26 protein-coding genes and 1 other RNA gene are annotated in these 22,704 nt (G+C 36.0%); 3 read left to right on the top strand and 24 right to left on the bottom strand.

Annotated elements, in window-relative coordinates; all coding sequences use genetic code 11:
- Positions 1-14 precede the first annotated feature (14 nt).
- The 3 genes from H628_RS0106855 to H628_RS0106845 are packed head-to-tail and all read right to left on the bottom strand — an operon-like array spanning position 15 to position 3,009.
- Entirely contained in the window at positions 15-848 is an 834-nt protein-coding gene (locus H628_RS0106855) for a carbohydrate ABC transporter permease (protein ID WP_027825799.1), read from the bottom strand.
- Positions 849-862: 14 nt separating this feature from the next.
- Positions 863-1,738, bottom strand: a complete 876-nt coding sequence (locus H628_RS0106850; RefSeq protein WP_027825798.1) for a carbohydrate ABC transporter permease — start codon at positions 1,736-1,738, stop codon at positions 863-865.
- 20 nt (positions 1,739-1,758) lie between these two features.
- Positions 1,759-3,009, bottom strand: coding sequence for an extracellular solute-binding protein (locus H628_RS0106845; protein ID WP_027825797.1), 1,251 nt, complete (start codon positions 3,007-3,009; stop codon positions 1,759-1,761).
- A 217-nt stretch (positions 3,010-3,226) separates the two neighbouring features.
- On the opposite strand from H628_RS0106845, the gene H628_RS0106840 reads away from it, so the two are divergent.
- A complete protein-coding gene (locus H628_RS0106840; RefSeq protein ID WP_027825796.1) occupies positions 3,227-4,255 on the top strand; it encodes a LacI family DNA-binding transcriptional regulator in 1,029 nt (342 codons plus the stop codon).
- A gap of 52 nt (positions 4,256-4,307) precedes the next feature.
- Here H628_RS0106840 and H628_RS0106835 read toward each other — a convergent pair whose 3' ends face one another.
- The 3 genes from H628_RS0106835 to H628_RS0106825 form a co-directional block, all read right to left on the bottom strand.
- Positions 4,308-5,711: a glycoside-pentoside-hexuronide (GPH):cation symporter gene (locus tag H628_RS0106835; RefSeq protein ID WP_027825795.1), complete on the bottom strand. Its 1,404-nt coding sequence runs from the start codon at positions 5,709-5,711 to the stop codon at positions 4,308-4,310.
- Positions 5,712-5,745: 34 nt separating this feature from the next.
- Positions 5,746-7,932, bottom strand: coding sequence for an alpha-galactosidase (locus H628_RS0106830; protein ID WP_027825794.1), 2,187 nt, complete (start codon positions 7,930-7,932; stop codon positions 5,746-5,748).
- 258 nt (positions 7,933-8,190) lie between these two features.
- Positions 8,191-9,138: a LacI family DNA-binding transcriptional regulator gene (locus H628_RS0106825; RefSeq protein WP_027825793.1), complete on the bottom strand. Its 948-nt coding sequence runs from the start codon at positions 9,136-9,138 to the stop codon at positions 8,191-8,193.
- Between the two features lie 141 nt (positions 9,139-9,279).
- Here H628_RS0106825 and gtfA point away from each other — a divergent pair, with 141 nt between their 5' ends.
- Complete coding sequence (gene gtfA, locus H628_RS0106820; protein ID WP_027825792.1) at positions 9,280-10,725, top strand: sucrose phosphorylase; 1,446 nt, start codon at positions 9,280-9,282, stop codon at positions 10,723-10,725.
- Between the two features lie 85 nt (positions 10,726-10,810).
- Here the strand turns inward: gtfA and tsaD are convergent, their stop codons facing one another.
- From tsaD to tadA, 17 genes are all read right to left on the bottom strand, one after another.
- A complete protein-coding gene (gene tsaD / locus H628_RS0106815) occupies positions 10,811-11,854 on the bottom strand; it encodes a tRNA (adenosine(37)-N6)-threonylcarbamoyltransferase complex transferase subunit TsaD (RefSeq protein ID WP_027825791.1) in 1,044 nt (347 codons plus the stop codon).
- A gap of 1 nt (position 11,855) precedes the next feature.
- The gene (rimI, locus tag H628_RS0106810) at positions 11,856-12,404 is read right to left on the bottom strand and encodes a ribosomal protein S18-alanine N-acetyltransferase (protein WP_027825790.1); all 549 of its coding nucleotides are present in this window, start codon (positions 12,402-12,404) and stop codon (positions 11,856-11,858) included.
- Entirely contained in the window at positions 12,388-13,116 is a 729-nt protein-coding gene (gene tsaB / locus H628_RS0106805) for a tRNA (adenosine(37)-N6)-threonylcarbamoyltransferase complex dimerization subunit type 1 TsaB (protein ID WP_027825789.1), read from the bottom strand. Before tsaB ends, rimI begins: the two co-directional genes overlap by 17 nt.
- The gene (locus H628_RS0106800) at positions 13,116-13,655 is read right to left on the bottom strand and encodes a folate family ECF transporter S component (protein WP_027825788.1); all 540 of its coding nucleotides are present in this window, start codon (positions 13,653-13,655) and stop codon (positions 13,116-13,118) included. Before H628_RS0106800 ends, tsaB begins: the two co-directional genes overlap by 1 nt.
- Positions 13,656-13,673: 18 nt before the next feature.
- A complete protein-coding gene (locus H628_RS07415; protein ID WP_034538448.1) occupies positions 13,674-14,198 on the bottom strand; it encodes an ECF transporter S component family protein in 525 nt (174 codons plus the stop codon).
- On the bottom strand, positions 14,185-14,919 hold the full coding sequence (locus H628_RS0106790; RefSeq protein ID WP_027825787.1) for an acyl-[acyl-carrier-protein] thioesterase: 735 nt from the start codon (positions 14,917-14,919) through the stop codon (positions 14,185-14,187). The genes H628_RS07415 and H628_RS0106790 overlap by 14 nt, the downstream gene beginning before the upstream one ends.
- 3 nt (positions 14,920-14,922) lie before the next feature.
- Positions 14,923-15,774 (bottom strand): 16S rRNA (cytidine(1402)-2'-O)-methyltransferase, encoded by an 852-nt coding sequence (gene rsmI, locus H628_RS0106785; protein ID WP_027825786.1) that lies wholly within the window; start codon positions 15,772-15,774, stop codon positions 14,923-14,925.
- Between the two features lie 2 nt (positions 15,775-15,776).
- The gene (gene yabA / locus H628_RS0106780; RefSeq protein ID WP_027825785.1) at positions 15,777-16,115 is read right to left on the bottom strand and encodes a DNA replication initiation control protein YabA; all 339 of its coding nucleotides are present in this window, start codon (positions 16,113-16,115) and stop codon (positions 15,777-15,779) included.
- A 13-nt stretch (positions 16,116-16,128) separates the two neighbouring features.
- Entirely contained in the window at positions 16,129-16,968 is an 840-nt protein-coding gene (locus tag H628_RS0106775) for a DNA polymerase III subunit delta (RefSeq protein ID WP_027825784.1), read from the bottom strand.
- Positions 16,969-17,289 carry a cyclic-di-AMP receptor gene (locus tag H628_RS0106770; RefSeq protein ID WP_027825783.1) on the bottom strand — a complete coding sequence of 107 codons (321 nt, stop codon included), beginning with the start codon at positions 17,287-17,289 and terminating at the stop codon, positions 16,969-16,971.
- 2 nt (positions 17,290-17,291) lie between these two features.
- Positions 17,292-17,930, bottom strand: coding sequence for a dTMP kinase (gene tmk, locus H628_RS0106765; RefSeq protein WP_027825782.1), 639 nt, complete (start codon positions 17,928-17,930; stop codon positions 17,292-17,294).
- An 87-nt stretch (positions 17,931-18,017) separates the two neighbouring features.
- The gene (locus H628_RS0106760) at positions 18,018-18,254 is read right to left on the bottom strand and encodes a YaaL family protein (protein ID WP_027825781.1); all 237 of its coding nucleotides are present in this window, start codon (positions 18,252-18,254) and stop codon (positions 18,018-18,020) included.
- Positions 18,254-18,853 carry a recombination mediator RecR gene (gene recR, locus H628_RS0106755; protein ID WP_027825780.1) on the bottom strand — a complete coding sequence of 200 codons (600 nt, stop codon included), beginning with the start codon at positions 18,851-18,853 and terminating at the stop codon, positions 18,254-18,256. The genes H628_RS0106760 and recR overlap by 1 nt, the downstream gene beginning before the upstream one ends.
- Positions 18,853-19,182 carry a YbaB/EbfC family nucleoid-associated protein gene (locus tag H628_RS0106750; protein ID WP_027825779.1) on the bottom strand — a complete coding sequence of 110 codons (330 nt, stop codon included), beginning with the start codon at positions 19,180-19,182 and terminating at the stop codon, positions 18,853-18,855. Before H628_RS0106750 ends, recR begins: the two co-directional genes overlap by 1 nt.
- 26 nt (positions 19,183-19,208) lie before the next feature.
- Positions 19,209-20,984, bottom strand: coding sequence for a DNA polymerase III subunit gamma/tau (dnaX, locus tag H628_RS0106745; protein ID WP_027825778.1), 1,776 nt, complete (start codon positions 20,982-20,984; stop codon positions 19,209-19,211).
- A 53-nt stretch (positions 20,985-21,037) separates the two neighbouring features.
- Positions 21,038-21,133, bottom strand: an RNA gene (ffs, locus tag H628_RS07630) — signal recognition particle sRNA small type.
- Entirely contained in the window at positions 21,128-21,661 is a 534-nt protein-coding gene (tadA, locus tag H628_RS0106740; protein WP_027825777.1) for a tRNA adenosine(34) deaminase TadA, read from the bottom strand. The genes ffs and tadA overlap by 6 nt, the downstream gene beginning before the upstream one ends.
- Before the next feature lie 90 nt (positions 21,662-21,751).
- On the opposite strand from tadA, the gene H628_RS0106735 reads away from it, so the two are divergent.
- Entirely contained in the window at positions 21,752-22,051 is a 300-nt protein-coding gene (locus H628_RS0106735; RefSeq protein ID WP_027825776.1) for a hypothetical protein, read from the top strand.
- Positions 22,052-22,076: 25 nt separating this feature from the next.
- Here the strand turns inward: H628_RS0106735 and H628_RS0106730 are convergent, their stop codons facing one another.
- Positions 22,077-22,676: a class I SAM-dependent methyltransferase gene (locus H628_RS0106730; RefSeq protein WP_027825775.1), complete on the bottom strand. Its 600-nt coding sequence runs from the start codon at positions 22,674-22,676 to the stop codon at positions 22,077-22,079.
- Positions 22,677-22,704: the final 28 nt, after the last annotated feature.

Below are 22,704 nucleotides of genomic sequence, written 5' to 3'. Positions count from 1 at the left end.
CTCCATCTATTCTTTTACTTAACTGCCCCATTGCTCATACCAGCAATAATATTCTTTTGGAAAATCAAATATACGATTGTAATCGTAATAATTCCGACTACATATGAAGCAAAGCTTGGACCGTAATCATTGAAGTATTGTCCAGTATAATTGTATTGAAATAGTGGTAAGGTCCACATGTGGTTGTCTTTATTCAAAATTAGTAATGGTAACATAAAGTCATTCCAAAACCACATCGCATTCACAATTAAAGTCGTGGCGTGCATTGGCTTCATTAATGGAAAGGCAATCTTAAAGTAAGTTGTCCATCTACTTGCACCATCAATTTCAGCTGCTTCATCTAAACTTTCAGGAATGCTTAACTTAATGTAACCAACATATAAGAAGAGCGTTTGCGGAATTGCATAAGTTAAGTACAAAATAATTAAGCCCCACATATTTGCTAGGCCAATCCGATTCATTAAAACAGTGATTGGAATCATAATTACTTGGAATGGAACAAAGATTCCTAAAATTAAAAGTGAGTACATAATGTTAAAGGCCCGCTTTTTGCTCATATTTCTTGCAATTGAATATGCAGCCATTGGCACAAAGAGCATCACAGCAATTACAGAACCAACACTAATTACAATTGAATTCCAGAAATAGCCACCAATTCCATCAGCAAATAATCTTTGATAGTTAGCCCAGGTCCATGGATTAGGGAAGGCAAAGAAGTTAGCCATGATTTGTTTAGTAGTCTTAAACGAACTCAAAAATGAATATAAAATCGGTACTAAAATTAATATCCCACCGGAAATTAGTAAGACATATTTCCAGAAATTTCCAGGTTCACGTTTACTTTGCATGATTAATCCTCCCTCTAGTTCACTTCATACTTGCTAGATAACTTAACTTGTAGAATTGAAATTAAAGCTATTACCACAAATAGTACTAAAGCAATCGCATTGGCATAACCATATTGATTATTCTTAAAGGCGTAGTTATAAATCAACAAGCCAATTGAAGTAGTAGAGTCTGTTGGTCCACCGCTAGTTAAAGCAAAGATTTGATCAAAGGCGGTAAATCCTGCCTTTAGCGCCATAATAAAGACCATCGAAATACTTGGAAGAAGATATGGTAATTCAATTTTCCAAAAGATTTGCGTATTGTTAGCTCCATCAATTTCAGCTGCTTCTTTAATTTCATCGGGAATACTTTGCAACCCAGCTAAGAAAATGATGACTGGCATCGCGATTCCTTGCCAAAGCATAACGAAGATGACAGCAATAATCGCACCAACTTGGCTACCTAAAATTGAATCAGTTAAGAATTGTAAATGTAACCAATTTCCAATTGCAGGCAAACCATAGTTAAAGACCTGTTTAAAAATCAAAGAAACAGTTAAACCTGATAAAACTGCTGGGAAGAAGAACCATGCCCGCCAGAATAAACGTCCCTTAATTTTTGCATTCAATGCTCGAGCAATTAAAATCCCGAATGTAATTTCACCAGCAATTAAACATACCGTTAATAATAAGGTAAAACCAATTGCTTTCATAAACTTAGCATCCATAAAAAGAATCTTATAGTTGTTTAAGCCTACAAAGTTGAAGTTATAAGTAAAGCCATTCCAATCAGTCAAACTATAAAAGGCGCCTTGAACCATTGGAAAGTAAAAAAAGATAACTTGCAAAATAATTGGGACAATTAGAAAGGTCCAACCCCAATACTTAGCAGCAAATTTTTTTAATGTCATTTTTGACCCTCCTATCCAAATTAATTAGTAGCCTTCATTGGGTTAAAGGTGGTATTAAAGTCGCTAATTAATTGCTTCTTATCACCTGTTAGTAAGTAATTTCCAGTTAAGTTGAAGAAGTCATTTTCAGTTGTCCATTTTTGACCTAGCCATACCATATGCTTCTTAGTAAAGGCATACTGGCTTAAGCCACCTAACTCTGAATTCTTACCCTTTTGCTTAACACCTTTAATCGTACATGGAGAGCCATCTTTGTCATAGTAAATTTGCATTGCTTCAGGACTACACATAAACTTTAAGAACTCATCAGCTGCTTTTTTATGTTTAGATCTTGATGATATTGACAAGGCCATGTCACCTGAACCAACAGTCATTTCTTGCCCTACCTTATTCCCTGGAAAAGCAAAAGTTCTAACTTTAAACTTAGGATTTTGTGAAGTAATTACAGGTAATGCCCAAGATCCTTGAGGCATAATCAAGGCCTTACCACTAGTAAAGGCAGTAACCGCGTCGTTATAGCTAGCCCCTTGCCAATTCTTTTGAGCAGTTCCACGTAATAAGTCGAGTCGCTTAATATCAGATTGAATATATTTATTTTTCAAAGAAATTGAGTTGACAGGAGAATATCTAACCAAGTTTTCAGCTTGGTTAAAGCCACCTGTTACTGTTGCTAAAGCTAAGTTATGATAGCCGTTTAAAGTCCATGGCTCAGTTCCTGCTAAGGCAAATGGAGTCTTTCCTTTAGCCTTTATTTCTTTAACTAAGGCTTTCATTTCAGCCCAAGTTTTTGGTATCTTTAAGCCTAACTTCTTGAATTCAGTTGCATTATAGAAAAAGCCATATAAATTAGCACTTAATGGAGCATTATAAATCTTTCCATTAATCGCAAACTTTTCGGCATAATTATTAACGATATTCTTAATGTAAGACTTATGCGTCATATCAACAAAATAACCAGCCTTAGCCCAGGTTTGATAGTCAAGGTTTTGTGGATAAATATTAATTACATCCGGTGCATCCCCCGAGAGCATTCTAACCTTCAAAACATCGCCAGCTGAAGGGACATCGGTTTCTTTCACTCGAATATTTGGATGCTCTTTTTCGAATTTTTTAATTATTTTTTTCAAAGTTGGTTGCATTTCCCGTTTTTGATTAAAAAATTCAATTGTAACTTTCTGATTGCTTGCAGCCTCTTTTTGCTTACAACCAGTTAAGCATAATGAAGCTAGTGCAACCATTCCAACAGCAAACGGTTTTAGCCATTTTTTCATCGCAATTCTCCTCTCACCAAAAATAAATTTGCAATAATTTACACCCAAATTTATTCTATAAATGCGCTTCCAATTACTGTTAACGGTTTCATAGTAAACTAGAGCTATGAATTTGTAAACATTATAGCGGTTACATTTTCATAGAAAAAGCACTATGAATCCTTTATAATAAATAATTGAAACGTTTACTTAATATTTACTGACAGAGGTGAAATTTATGACTAGTATAAGAGAAATTGCCAGAAAAGCTGGGGTTTCTCCAGCAACTGTTTCGCGAGTTTTAAGTCAAGATAAAACATTTTCAATTAAAGATTCAACTAGACAAAAAGTATTAGCTGTAGCAAATAAATTACATTATGACCCACGACCTAACCGCCTTTTAATTAATATCAACAATAAAAAACGAAAAATTATTGTCTTATGTGCTTTAAGTATTGAGCAACTTAATCGTGACTTATATTTTTCAAATATTAATCGTGGCTTACAAGAAGAAGCTCTAGCTAATCATTATGAAATTAGTAGTTTTATCCATTTTCCAAAACCTGATTTTATTTTTTCAAATGTTAAAAACTTTGACGGCGTAATCATTATTGGAACCTTTACTGCTAGTTTCATTAAACGCGTTTCACTTTATAATTCTAATATTGTGATTATCGATGAATATCGCCACTTTGACAAATTCGATTTAATTCGCAACACTTACTCTGATTTTACTAATCGAATTTTGAATTTACTTCAAGAAAGAAATGAAACTAATATCGGTTTTATTGGCGGATACATCAACGAAATGAACCAAACTCACTTATCTAGAAAAAGTAACCTAGATCCCAGAACTCAAGCTTACGAAACCTGGATGAAGTTACATAATTTACCAATTAAAGAGGTTTTGACTAACTGGACCTTAGAAGAAGGTTTTAGTGCGATGAAGCAACTGCTCAGTATTGAAAATCCTCCTAAAGTTGTGATTATAGCTAGTGACGTCTTAGCTGTTGGCGCATATCGCGCTATTCACCTTAGCCAAAAACAAATTCCAGCAGATATTGAAGTCGTTAGTTATAACAACTCTGAAGTCGCATCATATCTAGTACCTTCACTTAGCTCAATCAGTGCTCCAAGTTTTGAAATGGGGCAAGCAGCTATCCGGCTATTGCATGACCGCTTCGTTAATCATCGAACTATTCCCTATCATTTGTTACTACCATCTAAATTTATTGAAAGAGAAAGTAGTGCAAAAACTAAAAAATAATCAAAAAAAGAATCTAGTTGCCTAGATTCTTTTTCCATTTATGAATTACTGATTACTTATTTTCTTCTGCTTTAATATCTTTAGCTAACTTATTAACAATATCAGCGTGCATCTTTTCATCTAGCTTAACCTTAGTAGCAAAGATAATCATCCCAATGATTGTAGTTAATAATGGAATGTAAAAGGCAAAGGTCTTAAATAAGAATACATCATGAGCAGTAATACTTGATGCTGCTACATTACCTGTCATCCCAACAATACCGGCAATCACACCTGTTAAACCAGTAGTTACGGCACCATTGAACTTATCAAGCATTGGACGAACCGCACTAGTGGCAGCTTCTGATCTGTGACCAGTCTTTAATTGACCATATTCTACACAGTCGGCAATAGTTAATAATAATACCATAAATACAAGCGGACCAGCTAAAGTGTAGAAAAGTTGTGCTACTAAAGTCATAGCAACGTTTTGAGTAAGTGAGAAGATGATATATGACAAGACCATAGTAAGCATTGAACCAACCATAATCTTACGACGACCAAAGAATTTAGCTAAGAATGGATATGAGATGATTGAAACAAATCCACTAAAAATACCTAACCAACCAACATATTGCCACTTATCTTGTGCATCAAGTACATAACGGAAGTAATAAAGCATAAAACTGTTGGTAATTGAGGTACCTAGACCATAAATAATGTATGAAAGTGACATCCAGCCTAATTGGTCGTTAGTACCAATAGTTTTAAAAATTTGGCCAATAGTAATTTCTTTTTGGTTTTGATCAGTAACAATAGAAGCCTTTTCCTTAGTACCAAAGGCAGTGAAGGCTGCACCAACAAATTGTGTTAAACCAATTACTAATGCAAACATGAACCAACCATGTTCATTAAAGTTACTTGAACCTGAGAAGTAAGTTAACAAAACTGCATACAAAACAGTAATAATGTTACCACCAATAGTTGAGCCAATTCTCGCACCGGTAGCTGTAAAACCACGATCATCTGATGATAATGACATTGCTGGTAATAATCCCCAGAAAGAAATGTCCTTAAATGCATATACAATATACAAAACAAAGAACATAATAGTGAATAAAATTAAGAACAAGTTTCCATTCTTGGTAGATAAACCATTCATAGTAGTAAACAAGAATGGACTGCCTAATCCCAAAATCAAACCAGTTCCTAAAATCCAAGGGCGATACTTTCCCCATTTGGAATTAGTTTTATCAATCATTGAACCAATAAATGGATCAAGCACTAATTCGATAATTCTAACCACCATGATAATCATTGTTGTAATGGCTACCATATGAGTAGTGTAATGTTTATCTCCACCAGAAAACATAATACTAGTGATAAACATTAATAAATAAGTATTTAAAATTCCGTAAAATGAGTCATGTCCAAATGCCCCTAATCCGTAGGCAATGGTATTTTTCCACTTTTGCATAATGTTTTTATCTCCAAAATATTTATTATTTCAATTATTTAACTTCTTTGAAGTAATGAACTTCACTAATAAAATCACCTTTATGGGTTGGATCTCTAAATAATCCAACATTCATCAATTCGTCCCCACCATAAACTTTACCAGTTACACTATCTTGATAATTCTTATCAGGATCAAGGGCATACATCTTGGTATTAACAATTTCATAGCGAACTGAACTTAGCTTACGATACATAAAGAGTAAGGCTTCGCTCTTGTCTGGGCTAACGAATTCCCAAGCAACATGGTTGCCAGTAAAAGCACTCTGCAAGCGGTAGAAGTTACCAAATTGGACTAATTGTCGATGCTTCTTATAAAAGGCAACTTGCTCTTTTACTTGTGCTTTTTCTGCATCAGTTAATGCACCTGGATCTAATTCATAACCAAATGTTGAACTCATTGCAACATCGCCACGCATCTTGAAACTAGTAATGCGGGCTGTATGACCATTTGGCACTGCAGAAACGTGACCAGTAACTGAAGACATTGGATAAACTAAACTAGTGCCTTCTTGAATTCTTAAGCGTTCATTAGCATCTGTATTATCTGATGGCCAGCATTGTGGCATGTAGTAAAGTAGTCCTGCATCATCACGACCACCACCACCAGAACAACTTTCAAATAAGATATCTGGATATCTTTCAATTAATCTTTCCATTAAACTGTAGACACCCAAGATATGACGGTGAGCAATTTCACCTTCTTGATTTGCTGGATAAGCAGCTGAATAAACTTCAGTTAAGTTCCGGTTGCAATCCCACTTGATGTAATCAATATCTACATCATCTAGAATCTTGCAAATTTGATTAAAGATATTGTCAACAACTTCTGGACGGCTAAAATCAAGTACCAATTGGTTTCTAGCTAAAGTCATTCCACGTCCAGGTTCATGCAAAACGTAATCTGGATGAGCCTTATATAAGTCTGAATCTTTAGAAATCATTTCTGGTTCAAACCATAGACCAAATTTCATACCAGCGTCGTGAGTTTGGTTAGCTACTTTATGTAAGTCAATTTTCTTGGTATTGACATACCAGTCACCAAGACTCGAATTGTCATCATTTCTGTGACCAAACCAGCCGTCATCTAAGACAAACATTTCAATGCCTAGCGGCTTAGCTTCTTCAACAATTTGCTCAAGCTTAGCAGCATCAAAGTTCATTTCAGTAGCTTCCCAGTTATTGATAATGATTGGACGCTGACGATCCCGCCATTTTCCACGTGCTACTCGTTCGCGCAATAAATGGTGGAAAACTTTAGTCATACCATTAAGTCCCTTAGTTGAGTAAACGTTAATAGCTTCAGGAGTTTGGAAGCTTTCACCTGGATTTAATTTCCAGCTAAAATTGTCATCGTTAATTCCAGCAAGCAAACGGATTTGATCAATTTGGTCACTTTCCAAACTAATCTTAAAGTTGCCAGAATATACAAGTAAGGTTGCCATAACATTGCCGTGGAATTCATCGGTGTTCTTATCAACAATTGCAGCAAATGGATTCATATGGTGAGAACTTGCACCGCGCCGACTAGACATTTCAAAAATTCCTTGATCAATTGACTTACGTCTTGTTTGACGTTCAACCCCATATTGGCCTGGTAAGTAAACTAAATCGTAGTCTTGCTTAGTTAAGTCAAGTTGCATGGAAGCTAACTTTTCAACGTAGAAAGCATCATCGCTACGGTTAATCACACGAGCATTTCTAGTGATAACTGGGCGATCACGATAAATTGTATAAGTTAAAACTAAATCAGCCTTGATAACATCATCACGTAAAGTTACTTCCAATGTTTGAGCCTCTTGATCACTTTCTACATAACTTTGTGGCAGACCATCAAGCTTGGGCTTGCCATCAATAATTTTGTATGAGTGATAACGAAAATCAGTCATTCTTGCGCCGTTTTTAGTTTTAATTACAACGGCAGGTAGTCTAAAATCGCCAGTATTGTTACCAGAGTATTCTTGGAGCAAATCATCTTTTGAATAAGTGCGGTCCATTGAATTAGGTAAATTACCAGAGAACCCACGATCAACTCTTGGGTAGAAGCGTTCACCATGATAGCCTCTAATCGTAGGGCCATAGTATAGGTGACTTAGTAATCCGCCTTCTTCAATTGAGAAGAGATAAGAAATAGATGAATTTGAGAGGTTAAAAACTTTTTGTTGTTCATCAAATGTGATCATATTACTACTCTTTTCTTTAAATTTGTCTTTTGTTAACGGTTACATAGTACCTTTATATTCATTTTTTGTAAACACTTACACCGATGCGGTAGTAGTGCTTATTTAGGGTATAAGTGTTGTAAATATTGAATTTGAAACGTTTACCAAAATAAGGATAAAAACGGTTGATGTTTACTAAAAATTACTTTTATCACCTTATAAAAAATAAAGCAAAACAAAAAGCCTTGGATTATAATCCAAGGCTTAAATAAATTTACTTTATCTAATTAGCTCAACAGGCAAAATGTATCTTTTTTCGATGTTTTCTTTGTAATTCTCACTTTGACTTAGACAGATTTCTACCAATAAGCCCGCAATTTCTTCTAGTGGTTGCCGAATCGTAATTAAATTAGGGAATAAGTGGTTAATAAAGGTTGATCCATCAAAGCCGGTAATAATTGGGCTGTAGTCAATCAGACTAGCTTGTTCTCGAACCAATAATGCCGTGATATCATCTGTAGTACAAATTGCATCATATTCTTTATCTTTTATTAATTTATCAATTTGCACTTTGCGAACAATTTCAGAGCTTTCAAAATCAGTATAGGCTGTTTTTATATCTAGATTATAGTAATTAAAAACCTTAACCATTCCCTTTATCCGGTCAGTGATTGGAAAATAGTCTTGCTTATTCCCAGATAGAATCAAAATTTTCTTAGCTTTTCTCGCAAGAACTTCCTTAGCGATCTTGAAGCCACCGTCTAAGTTATTGCATGAAATCATTGGGATACTAGGTCCAAGATTACGATCAAATGAAACAATTGGAACGCCTTGATAAGTTATTTTTTTAGTCTTAAGAGGAGAGCTATTAATAATTGCTTTAATCTTCCCTTGAGCAATTAAATCAACATAGTCATCAATACTATGTGATTCATTATTATCTAAAAATAAAGTACTGCTGTATCCTTTTTCTGCAAGTGATTTTTCAATATGTGTAAATAATTCTGAAAATAAGGGATTGCGAATCGAAGGAAAAATTATGCCAATTGATCTGGAAGTATTAGTGTTCCTATGGCCGTTTTTAGGCTTATAATTTAATTCATTAATTGCGGCTTCAATCTTCTCTGCAGTTGCATTAGCAACATAACCATTTTGATTTACATAGCGTGAAACTGTCGCAATTGAAACTCCAGCTTTTTTAGCTACATCATTAATATTAGCATTCACTTTATCACCTTGTTTTCGTTATAATAAAATATGAGATTGTATTTTATGTAAATTTGTGTAAATAGTTACATATGATACAACTATTTTATACAATTTCAATATAAAATCAACTGAAAGCGCTATAACAAGGAGTAAATAGTTATGAAATTACAAAACAAAGTAATGTTAATTACCTACCCTGATAGTATGGGTCACAACCTCAAAGACCTAAACTATGTTTTGGAAAATTATTTAAAGGGTGCTATTGGTGGTTTACACATCTTGCCATTTTTCCCATCAGCTGGAGACCGTGGCTTTTCACCAATGACTTACGACAAAGTCGATGAAAAGTTCGGTGACTGGAGCGATATTGAAGCATTATCAAGCAAGTACTACACTATGTTTGACTTCATGATTAACCACTTATCAAAGCACTCTGAATACTACAAGGACTTTGTTAAAAACAAGGATAAGAGTAAGTACAAGGACCTTTACCTTAACTGGGATAAGTTTTGGCCAGAAAATCGTCCTACTCAAGCAGATGTAGACTTAATCTACAAGCGTAAGGACCGTGCACCATACCAAACTATTGAATTTGCTGATGGCACTAAGACTAATATCTGGAACACTTTTGGTGAAGACCAACTTGACTTAGATATTAGAACTGAAACTACTAAGAAGTTCGTTAAGGATAACTTAGTTAACTTGGCAAACCACGGTGCAAGTTTAATCAGATTAGATGCATTTGCATACGCAGTTAAGAAGCTTGATAGTAATGACTTCTTCGTTGAACCAGAAATTTGGGACTTATTAAAAGAAGCTAATGATGACTTAAAGGGTACTGATGCTCAACTTCTTCCAGAAATTCACGAACACTACAAGTACCCATTCAAGGTTAGTGAACACGGATACTTTGTTTATGACTTTGCTTTACCTATGGTATTACTTTACTCACTTTACAATGGTAAATCTAAGCGTCTTGCTGATTGGTTACGTAAGAGCCCAATGAAGCAATTCACTACTTTGGATACTCACGATGGTTTGGGTGTTGTTGATGCCAAGGACATTTTAGCTGATGACGAAATTGACATGACCACTAACGAATTATACAAGGTGGGTGCTAATGTTAAGCGTAAGTACTCTTCAGCTGAATACCACAACCTTGACATTTACCAAATCAACACTACTTACTACTCAGCTTTAGGTGACGATGACAAGAAGTACTTCATTTCACGTCTTGTTCAAGTCTTTGCACCTGGTATCCCACAAGTTTACTACGTTGGTTTACTTGCTGGTCAAAACGACTTGAAGTTACTTGAAGAAACTAAGGAAGGTAGAAACATTAACCGTCACTACTACGAAGTTGATGAAGTAGCTGAAGAAGTTAAGCGTCCAGTAGTTGCTAAATTACTTAACTTATTACGATTCAGAAACGAAGAAGAAGCCTTTGACTTAGAAGGTAGCATCGATATCACTACTCCTAGCGAAAGCCAAATCCAAATCATTCGTGAAAACAAGGCTAAGACTAGAAAAGCTGTTTTGAACCTTGATTTAGCAAGTCTTGAATACAGCGTTAAAGTTAACGACAAAGAAGTTAACTTTGATTAATAATTTTAGTTAGGATAATAAAAGAGCAGTCAAATAATTGACTGCTCTTTTTGCATACCTTTATAAGTAATAATTTTAAATTTCATCAATTTAGAACTGAATCTGCATAAGGAAGTTCAAGTGATGGATCTGCATTTAAGTCTAAGCTACTAAACTTACCTGCCTGGTATAAATTATATGCAGCAGCTCCTATCATTGCCGCATTATCGCCACATAACTTCATTGGAGGAATAATTACTTTTGGCTTATCTTTTAACTTAGCAATCTCCATTTCTAAGCGTTCACGTAAGCCTTTGTTAGCAGCAACTCCCCCACCTAAAACAAAAGTCTTAGGCTTAAATTCTTTAATTGCTCGAATTGTTTTATGACTTAAGACATCAACTACAGCCGCTTGAAAACTTGCAGCTAAGTCATATTTATCAAGTTTTTCCCCAATTTGATCAGCATGATGACAAGTATTAATAAAAGCACTCTTAAGTCCAGAAAATGAGAAATCATAATCATCATCTTCAAGCATTGCCCGTGGGAAATTAAAAGTATCTTTACCTTGGTGAGCCCAGTTATCAATCGTCTTACCTGCAGGGTAATTTACTCCCAAAACTCGGCCAATCTTATCATATGCTTCTCCAGCTGCATCATCACGTGTATCACCAATAATTTCAAAATGAATTGGATCATGCATTAAAACAAGCTCAGTATGTCCACCTGATACCTGCAAAGCTAAAGCTGGATATTCAATTTTATCTTCAAGTTGTGCTGCCATAATATGCCCCATGATATGGTCAACTCCGATTAATGGAATTCCTGTCGCCATACTTGCTGCCTTAGCCGCACTTACTCCAATTAACAAAGCTCCAACTAGGCCTGGTCCATATGTAACTGCAATAGCATCAATATCATTCCAAGTTACCTTAGCCTCACTAAGCGCTTCTTTAGTAATTTGGCTAATAACTTCAATATGGTGTCTAGAAGCAACTTCTGGAACTACACCACCAAATCTTTGATGCGACTTAATCTGAGTTGCAACGATTAAACTTTCAATTTCACAGCCGTTCTTAATGACACTAGTTGAAGTTTCATCGCAAGAACTTTCATAAGCTAAAATGCGAATATCCTTTTTTTCTGTCACTTTACTTCTTCTTTCCCTTCAAATATAAGATCATTTCTAAGCCATCTACATGATCTTCTCGATAATATCCTACTCTGACAAAGCCATCAACAAATCCTAAATTACGATAAAGCATTTGGGCTTTTTCATTGTCTACTCGTACTTCTAAGGTCACCTGGTTAGCACCATTACGTCGAGCCATATCAATCATCAATTTCATTAAATAAGTTCCAATGCCTTGATTTTGATAAGCAGGGTCAACTGCAATATTAGTAATATGGCCTTCGCATGGAATAAATCTTCCGCCCACGAAACCAACTAGCTGGCTTCCTTCATAAATTACCAAATAGACTGAGTTATGCCATTTTCTAAGTTCACTTGCAAATGAAAAAGAGCTCCAAGGTGTTCTACCAGAATAAACTTTCTCTTCTAGCTTGAGCAAGTCACTAATATTACTATCACTAGCTTGCATTACTTGTAAAGTATGACCTGAAATTTGAGTAACATAAGGGTTAAAACTCAAATCGACTTCGGCCGGTTTTTCAAAAAAATGACTAAACTTCTTCAACATAGTTGCTATCCGGCTCAAAAGGCTTTCCTGTTTTTTCATGCCAGTCCATCTCCGCTTGAGTTCGGCGTAAATAAGTTGGAACTAATTGATCAGGTGCTACAGTTATAGCATCTAATGCAAGTAACGCTATTTGGTGAGCATGAATTTGATTAGCTGTATCAGTTCCAAACTCAACCTCACATGGTAATTGTTCTATTTCACTTTGATGTTTAGCCAAACTGCTCCCCAAAACCACAAGCTTTTTTATTTGTTTTTGGTGAACTACTTCCTTTAACTTGGCAAATAACTTATCAAAATGGTAGTGCCCATCTGCAATTAAATTTTCCTTAGCTAAATAAGCCCCAGCAAAATAGTTGTCATTTCTAGCATCGAGTGCTGCTAAAGTTAAAGCCGTCTTATCTTCATTATTTTGGCTTAAGGCAGCCAAAGTTGAAATTGGTACCACTTCTTTATTTAAGATGCTAGCAAACATCTTCATTGTGGTAATTCCAATTCTTAAACCAGTATAAGAACCTGGTCCGATTGCAACTGCAAAACGGTCGATTTCTTGTAAGGGAATTTTAGTTTGTTTTAAAATTTGATCAATCATAGGATCAAGATGCTCACTATGATTTCTCTGATCTTGTTCTTCTAATTCTGCTAAAATTTGTTCGTCTTCACTAACGCTAACTGTTAAGAAATTAGTTGCCGTTGAAACAGACAAAATTTTCATTACATTCTACTCTTTTCTAACTTATTCATACGTGTTTTTACTCGGCTCAAACCATCAAGCACAAAATAAATGATAATCATTTGTAACCAAGGCACAATTAAATTCTTTAAGATTCTGGCATTAAAGGCCACTTGGAAATTGACCTTATAAAGGAGGTGTAACCAAATTGTGTTTAACAATATGTTAACCAAAAAAGTTACAGTCACTGTAGCAACAACAATTCGCCAAATTTTCCTAGGTTGCTCATAGAAAAAGAAGCCATAAATCATTGGCCCTAACATTGCTGTCAAAGTAAAGCCGATAAAAAAGCCACCTTGATTACCAAATAAAGCTGATGAAACTAAGTCACTAACTCCGCCACCTACTGCACCCCAAATGGGTCCAAAAAAGTAGCCTAAAGCAACACTACCAATAAAGCCTAAGCCTACTTTAACAAGTTCTGGTCCAACGGAAAAGCGCCCTAAAATAATTTTTATGGCTATAACTAATCCCAGAAAGACTAACTGACTCAAGTTTAATTTAAAAAAGTATTTCTTCAAAGGTACTTACCTCCAGCATTAAGAATTAAAATTTATAACCTTAGATTTAATTCTAACTAAATAACATAATAATAAATAACTCAAAAGCATCTGTCCCCAAGGAAGTAACATCTCTTTGGGTAAACGCTGAATAAAAGCAACTTCGATAGACAGGCCATTTTGCCAAGCATAAAGGAAGTTAGTTAAGCCAATATTTATTAAGACACTAACGGCAAGTTGAGCTACGACCACTCGCCAAAACTTAAGTGGATATTTATATAAAAATAAACCATAAATAAGTGGAGTCAAGCTTGCAGACAGCAAGCTTGCAAATAAGAAATTAGCCTTATCACCAAAAACAATAAAATGAACCAACCCACTTGAAAAGCCACCAACTGCACCCCACCAGGGGCCAACTAGATACCCTAAGGCAACACTACCTAAAAAAGCAAAGCCTAGTTTAAAGTAGGCCGGACCAATTGCAACTGAGGATAAGCAAAGCTTAACTGCCACAATTATGGCTATGATTACTAATTTTTTTAAAGAAAGTTTATTGTTCTTCATCCTGTCGCTTTCTCCATCCAAATTCAGCAATTGCCGATGATTGCCCATTTTGAGAAATTAGATGATAACTAGTATCACCGTCAAGTTCACACTCTGAACGTACGTCTTGCCCATACAAAACTTCATGACTAAACTTAATATCAACCTTGGTTAATTCATGTTGATTCAAATATTCACGCTCTAGCATGTCTAGCATCCAAGAAAAATAATGGGAATTTGTCATATGGTGATTTAAATCTAAATCATCATAGCGCACGTGATAGCTTCGCTTTTTATCATAGCTATCACGCACTTTTATTCTAGGTAAGCGCGGATTATGTGCTAGTAACGGTGATTCAAAGCTAGCCATTAGCTCACTATCTGGTGGAACAATCTTACGCTTTTCCAAATCTAAGATGACCCATTGACTTTGAATCTTGACTAATTCTTGGCCATTAAATCGCAAATAAAAATCACGATATTCAAAGAAGCGATTATAACCAGTAGGCTTAGTAACAAGTGTGACTACTTCACCAACTTGTGGAAGACGCTGAATATCCATTTGATACTGAGTCACTACCCAGCCTAAGTTGGCAGAATTCATTGCCTTTGAACTAGCCTTAGTATGCTCCAATTGACGATTTGAAACATGCATAAAGGCATCAACTAAATTTTGTAATTTAATTGTGCCTGTCTCATCACAATCGGCATATTGAATTTGATACTTTTCTTGATATTCCATACCTTATCCTTGATGATAAAAATCATATAAATCATTCTTAGAGACGCCATTTTCTTTAGCAACCTCTTTAATTGCATCCTTTTTACTCTTACCACTAGCAACTAACTCATCAACTAGCTTAACTAAATCAGCCAGTGAAACAGCTACTTCTTCAGTATTAGGTGAAACAAGTACTACAAATTCTCCTCGTGGTTCAGTTGTCTTAAAGTGATCCAAGACTTCACTAATACTGCCTCGAGCAAATTCTTCGTGAATCTTAGTTAATTCACGAGCACAAACAATTTCACGGTCAGGCTTCAAGACCTCACTTAAAGTTGTCAAAGTCTTAACCAAGCGGTGCGGTGCTTCATAAAAAATAGAAGTTGCACGTGCTTTTTCCATCTGCTCAAAGAAAGGTTTTTGCTCACTAGCTTTTCTTGGTAAAAAGCCATAATAAGTAAATGGCTGTGCATCAAAGCCAGAAGCAATTAAAGCGGTCGCAAAAGCTGATGGTCCTGGCAAAGGAACAACTGGAATATCATGTTCAATACAGGCTTGAACCAAAATATAACCTGGATCAGAAATCACCGGCATCCCTGCATCACTAATTTCAGCAATAACAGTGCCATTTTTCATCATTTCAATTAATTCTGGTGCTCGCTGCTTAGAATTATACTTATGAAAAGAAATCATCTTATTATGAATACCAATCTTATCTAGCATAATTCCACTAGTTCTAGTATCTTCTGCAGCAATATAATCTGCCTCAGTCAAGATTCGCTTAGCGCGAAGTGTAATATCTTCTAAATTACCGATTGGGGTTGGAACCAAATATAGCTTTCCCCCATCATTTGCAAAACTACTTTGTATTTGCATGACTATATTTTACCCCTATTTTCAAAATTATCCAATATATCTAGGCAAAACATGCAATCTGCTCCTGGATCACGGTGGGTACCATAATACATATTACAAATATGATATCCAGAATCATAAATCTTTCGTAATGACTCTAACCCATTTTGACTCTTGATAACTTCTTTATCAGTCTTTTTCGCAGTTACTTTATCAAGTTTTTCACGCAAAAGTTGGTTTTCAACTTTTAATTCGGTATTTTCCTTGAGGGCATTGAGGATATCATCCTCTAATCCTCCGACCATTTTTGACATTGCTTCAAGTGTTTGACGCATTTGTCGCAATTTTGTATATGGGTCCACCTTATTTCACCTACTATCCTAAAACTAAATAATCTAATCGATTTAAAAAGCTAACGTTGCTTGCCTGCATTTTATCACATTCTACCAATTTGGATAATAAGCGACCACTGGCTTGATTTTGAACTAAGTCTTTTTGGCACCACTTTTTTAAGCAGAACCAAACATATTGTTCTTGTTCGCTAGTTTTAAGTTGATTTGTAAGCTTATGTGCACTTACAAAAGCCAATTTATCACCAGCAATTAGCTCTTGATAGAAATACTTAATACTTTGATCAAGCTTACTTGTATCACCCAAATTTTCTATCTCAGCTTCACTAAGACCATATTCAAGTAATTCACTAGTCTTACTATCAGTATCAGCTTGAACAAATTCAATCGTTTGAACTCTTGAACGTACAGTAGGCAAAATTTGCTCTGGATTATTGGTTAGCAAAATCGTCGTTACTGGTGCTACTGGCTCTTCAAGCAAATTTAGTAAGGCATTAGCTGCGGGCATAGTTAATAACTGGGCTGATTCAACAATGAAAAAGCGCCGGGTTCCTTCAACCGGACTTTTAGCTAATTCTTCTTTTAAAGGTCTTATTTGCTCAATTGAGAGGCTTTTACGGCCTTCTGGCTGCACCAAGAAAACATCTGGATGATTGCCTGAGAGAATTCTTTGGCAATTGCGACAAGTCCCATCTGGCTTATTATCGCCTGTACAGTTAACTAAGCATGCCAACCAATATGCAGTCGCTAGGGCTTGCTGTGTTAACTTAGACGAAAACAAATATGCATGTGCCAATTGCTTTTTATTAACCGCTGACTTCAACAGCTGACAGGGTTTAGTCGCTGCATTCTTTAAATCAATCATTTAAAACCTACGAAATTCATCAACTGGGGTAACAAAGACAATCGCACCGCCAACTTTAATTTGAACTGGTTGAGTTAATTCACCAGCATGTGAATTAACAACTGGACTGACAAATTCTTCTCTTTGGTGACAATTTTCTTTGATAACCTTCATTACATCTGCTACTTTTTCATCAGCAATTCCGATAATAAAAGTAGTATTACCTTCACTTAAAAAGCCACCAGTTGATGCTAGTTTAGTTGCTCTAATTCCATTTTCAGAAAATTTTTTAGCTAGGAGATTAGCATCTTTATTTTGGACAATTGCATAAACTAATTTCATTTTTACTCTCCTTTTACTAAGTTAGGTAATTTTTCTTTAATAAGTTGCAAGCAATCAGCTACTACCTGATCGACTGACTGACTTGCATCAACCATCTTTACTCGCTCAGGATATTTCTTAGCAACTTCTTGATAACCAGTATAAACCTTTTGATGAAATTCTAAGCCAGCTAATTCAAGCCGATCTTCAGAACGGTATTTGCCAATTCTCTTTAATCCTTCTTCGGGCTTTAAATCAAGCAAAATCGTTAAATCAGGTAATAAGCCATCAGTTGCGAACTGATTAATTTGATAAACCGCATCTATTCCTAAACCTCTGCCCATTCCTTGGTAGGCCAAAGAAGAATCTAAATAACGGTCACTAATGACTAACTTTCCAGCCTTTAAAGCTGGATTAATCACTTCTTCTAAGTGTTGGGCCCGAGCTGCTGCATAGAGCAAGGCTTCGGTCTTGTCATCCATTTCTTCATTTTTAGGATCTAAAATAATCTCACGAATTTTTTCGGCAATCTTTGAACCACCTGGTTCACGCGTTAATAAAACTTCGTCCCCTAAATTAAGTAAATCGACTAACTTGTTAATAACTGTGGTTTTTCCAGCACCATCTGGTCCTTCAAAAGTAATAAAATATCCTGACTTCATTGAGTAAACCTCCAATTATTGATTTTACTTGAAAGAAAAGCCGATTAACAGTCTAAAATACAAAAAAAGGTCCAAAATTGGACCTAATTATTGTGTGATTGCATTGTTAGTTACACTAGATTTAGTATTTCGACGGCGAGCTTCATTATATAAAAAGCTGTACTTAGCCTTCAAAATTTTATCAGCAATTATATTATCTTCAGAATAATCAAGCGTAGTTGGATCAAGTTCTTGTTCATTCAAAAGTTGTCTTTGCAACTTAGAAATAGTTGCCATTAATTGCTCATCACCTAGTTGTTTAATTTTTTCTTTTCTGTTGAACATTATAGGTTTATTCTCCCTTGAACTGCTCTTTTTAGAGTAATTGAATTGGCATATTCAATGTCAGTTCCAACTGCCAAACCACTTGCTAAACGAGTCACCTTAATTCCAGCAGGTTTGAGTAATTTAGCAATGTACATCGCAGTTGATTCACCTTCCGGTGTTGAATTCAGGGCAATAATCACTTCTTTAATCTCATCATTTTTTTGTAAACGAGTAATTAAAGTCTTGATATTGATGTCTTCTGGCCCTTTACCTTCCATTGGTGATAGTACACCATGCAAAACGTGATAAAGTCCATCGTATTCGCCCATTTCTTCAAAAGCCATAACATCCTTGGGTTGTTCCACTACCATGACGACGCTTTGATCACGGTTACTATCGCGACAAATCGCACATGGATCAGTTTCAGTGATATTGCCACAAATTGAACATTCATGAAGCAAAGTCTTTACATCTTTAAGTGATTGAGCAAATTGCTCCACATCATCTTCAGGCATATCGAGAGTGTAAAAGGCTATGCGAGTTGCTGTTTTTTCACCAATTCCGGGCAATTTCATGTAGCTTTCAATTAAACGCGCAATTGGTAATGGATATTGCATTAAAATAACCCCTTGGTGTACTTACCTAAACCTGCCTGAGTAGCTTGGTCAATTTCCGCTAAAGCCTTGTTTACCGCATCAATGATTAAATCTTGCAACATATCTGGGTCATCCGGATCGATAGCTTCAGGCTTAATTTGAATATCCTTTAACTTTCTATCGCCAGAAAAAGTGGCAATTACAATATCATCTGCAGACTTACCTACAAAGTCTTGAGCTGTGATATTTGCTTGTTCTTCTTGCATTTGAGCTTGCAACTTCTTAGCTTGCTTCATCATTTGTTGCATGTTCATTCCACCCATGCCACCAAAACTAGGTCTTTTTCCCATAATTATTACCTCACTTTGATTATTTATTAGTCTTTAATGTTTATTATATCCTCTCCGAAGAATTCTTTGGCCTTATCAACAACTTTTTTTGCAGCTTCATCTTCTTTATCGCTATCGTCTAATTCGATTTCAGCCTTATTTTCTTTTTGCCGACGTAAGATTTCATCTTTATGCTTACTTAAGAATTCTTTTCTCACACTGAGCCAGTCATTATCGGGTACTAACACAATTTCTAAATCATGCTTTAAGAACTTGGAGAGATTACTGGTTAATAATTGCATTAAATCAGTATCTGAGCTGGTCTTTTCAAACCATAAGGCATACTTACACTTCATTACTACCTTATCACTACTTGCAGCAACTGGTTCAAGTACATCAAGCAATGCCCTTTGTGAGACTCCTAAAACAGATTGTAAATCTGGCCAAACATCCCGAATTGCTTCTAAGTCTTTCCTAGTCGCCTTTTCTAAAACTGCATAGACAGCCTTTTTATTGAGTTCATTATTAACTCTTTTCTTCTTAACTGGTTTAGGTGCAGGCTTTTCTGACTGTTTAGCTTTCTTAACTTTAGGTGCATCATCAATTTGAAAGACTTGTTGTGAACTAATTCCAGGACGTAAGTTATTGACTTTTTGACTTAAATTAGCTAATTGTTCAGTCAAATTCTTAATTTTTATTTCTAATTGAGAAACATTGCCATTAGCAGTTTCACTATTAGTTACTGCTGCAGTACTTGGCTCTTGACTAGTCTTAACAATAAAAACGTCTAAAGCAATTTGTTCTTGATTGGTATAGCGTAAGTCATTCAAAGCTTCATTAGCTGCCGTAATCAGCTGGAAGAAGCTCTTTTCATCTACATCTTTAACTTGCACTGTAAAGTCTGCCGTTAAAAACTTACTCTTTTGTCCAGCTTTCAAAACTAATACTGTCTGAGTAGTTAAATCTATCAACTCTGACAAAATATTTTTAGCTGTTGCTCCAGCTTTCAGTAAGTTGCGACTTAACTCTAAAGCAGCTTGCGTTTTCTTAGTTAATAAATCTAATAAAAGCTGTTCAGTCTGCTCTCTAGCAGCAAATCCGGTAATATCAAGGGCATCTTGATACTCAACCTTCCCCTTTTCAAAACTGAGGAGCTGGTCCAAAATACTGAGCGAATCCCGCATCCCACCATCAGCTACTTGAGCAATAACTTCAAGGGCCTTTTCTTCATATGGAATCTGCTCTTGATCCAGGATATATTCCATCCGCTTAATTAAGTCAGCCTGCGTAATCCGCTTAAAGTTATAACGCTGAGTTCTGGAAATAATTGTTGCTGGAACCTTTTGCAGTTCAGTTGTTGCTAAAATGAAAACCACATGCTCAGGCGGCTCTTCTAATGTTTTCAGTAAGGCATTGAAGGCTCCGATTGAAAGCATATGAACTTCGTCAATAATATATACTTTATATTTACCTTGAGTTGGGGCGTACTTTACCTTATCTCGAATCTCCCGAATCTCATCAACCCCGTTGTTAGAAGCGGCATCAATTTCGATGATATCAGGCATCGAGCCTAAATCTGCACTCTTACAATTCTCACATTCATTGCAGGGTTCACCATCTTGCAAATTAGTACAATTCAAGGCCTTGGCAAAAATCTTTGCACAAGAAGTCTTACCAGTCCCTCTTGGCCCTGCAAACAAGAATGCGTGGGAAACAGTCTTCCGAATAATTGCATTTTTTAGAGTATCGGTAATAGCTTCTTGACCGACGACACTTGCAAAAGTCCGTGGCCGCCACTTACGGTATAGCGCTTGATAAGCCATCTTTTACTCCTTTAGTAAAAAAACTCCTAGCTAGTGCTGCTAGGAGCTTGTTAATTATCTAATAAAAGGCACATGCCTGAACAATCTTAGTGCTGCTACCTTCCGGTCCTGACACGGTTCAAAAGTCAAACATTGCCCGTAAACTATGATAACTTATTTTCGTCATTTTGGCTAGCATCATCTGCTTTTTCTTGGGCTTTTTTTGCCTTTTGCTTGGCCCGAATCGCCCTAAAAAAGTTAGTTAGCATTTGACCAGCTTGTTCTCTAAAAAGTCCAGGGACAACCTGAGGATGGTGATTAAACTTCTCAACTTTAAACAAGTCAACCACACTGCCACTAGCTCCAGCCTTATGATCAGGTGCGCCATAGTAAACTGCTTTTAGCCGGGCATTGATAATTGCACCGGCGCACATTGCACAAGGCTCTAAAGTAACAAACAAGCTGCAGTCAATTAGGCGCCAAGAATTCAAATTTTGACAAGCTTCATTAATGGCCAAAATTTCGGCATGGTGGGTAGCGATATTATCAAGCTCGCGCCGGTTATAACCGCGCCCAATCACCTTACCATCGGGATCAACCACAATTGCACCAATTGGCACTTCGTCTTGTTCTTCGGCCTTTTTAGCCTCATCAAAAGCAAGTGTCATGTAATGCTTTTTTTCTTCACTCGAAAACATAGTTAGTCCTTTCTAAATTCCATTGTCAAAAAATCATTCATAAGCTATTATTGCTTATATATTATAAATTTCGATTATGAGGTGGCAGTAATGGGATTTTTATCAAACTCACGTAAACAAAGTGGTGCTAATCTCTACGAAAAAGAAGTTAAGCCGCAACTAGTTGCACAAGATGGCAAAGTTCACATCGTAATGATTAACAGCTTTAGCAAGTTTTTAAACAACCTAAACTTTGGTGTTGAAACCAAATACACCGAACAGGTTGGAACTATCATCAATCACTTACAAGATGACGGTTATGAAATTGTCGATATCAAATTTGATTCCTTAAAAAATCTAGGCCTCTTAGGAGATATGGAAGGATTCCATACCTTAATCATGTATAAGTAAACTAAAAGCCGCTTCTGCGGCTTTTTTATTTTACACTCTTTAAAATGTAGTATCCCTTATCTCTTTCAAGGATTTCACAATTACCAAAAGTAGCTTCCATCAACTTCTTAGCACTAGGAGCTCCTTGCTTTTTCTGAATCACAACTAGTAACTCACCACCAGCAAGCAAATGATCAGCACTCTTAGCCAAAATCTCGCTTACCACGCTCTTACCAGCTCTAATTGGTGGGTTCGTCAAAATCATAGCATAACTACCTTTAACATTTTCATACACATTGGAAGCAAAAATGTTAACGTTACTTACACCATTAACTTCAGCATTTTTTCTAGCCAAATCCATTGCCCGTTCATTAACATCAACCATGTCCACTTGACGCTGCTGCCACTTTTTCGCAGCAAAAAGGCCAATTGGACCGTAGCCACAACCAACATCTAAAATATCACCAGCCACAGGATTTTCTGCCAACATATTTCGAATCAAAACGCCACTGCCATAATCTACTCGATTCTTCGAAAAGACGCCAGCATCAGTCGTTAATTTCAAATCAATACCATCTAAGTGATAGTCAACTATTTTCAAGTCATGTTCAACATTGGGATTTTCAGTAAAATATTGTTCTGCCATATCTTTCCTCGCTTCTAGTAAGATTATA

Source organism: Lactobacillus psittaci DSM 15354, assembly GCF_000425905.1.
GTDB lineage: Bacteria > Bacillota > Bacilli > Lactobacillales > Lactobacillaceae > Lactobacillus > Lactobacillus psittaci.
Note: the sequence above shows the minus strand (reverse complement) of the source record. Positions and strands in the feature narration are given on the sequence as shown.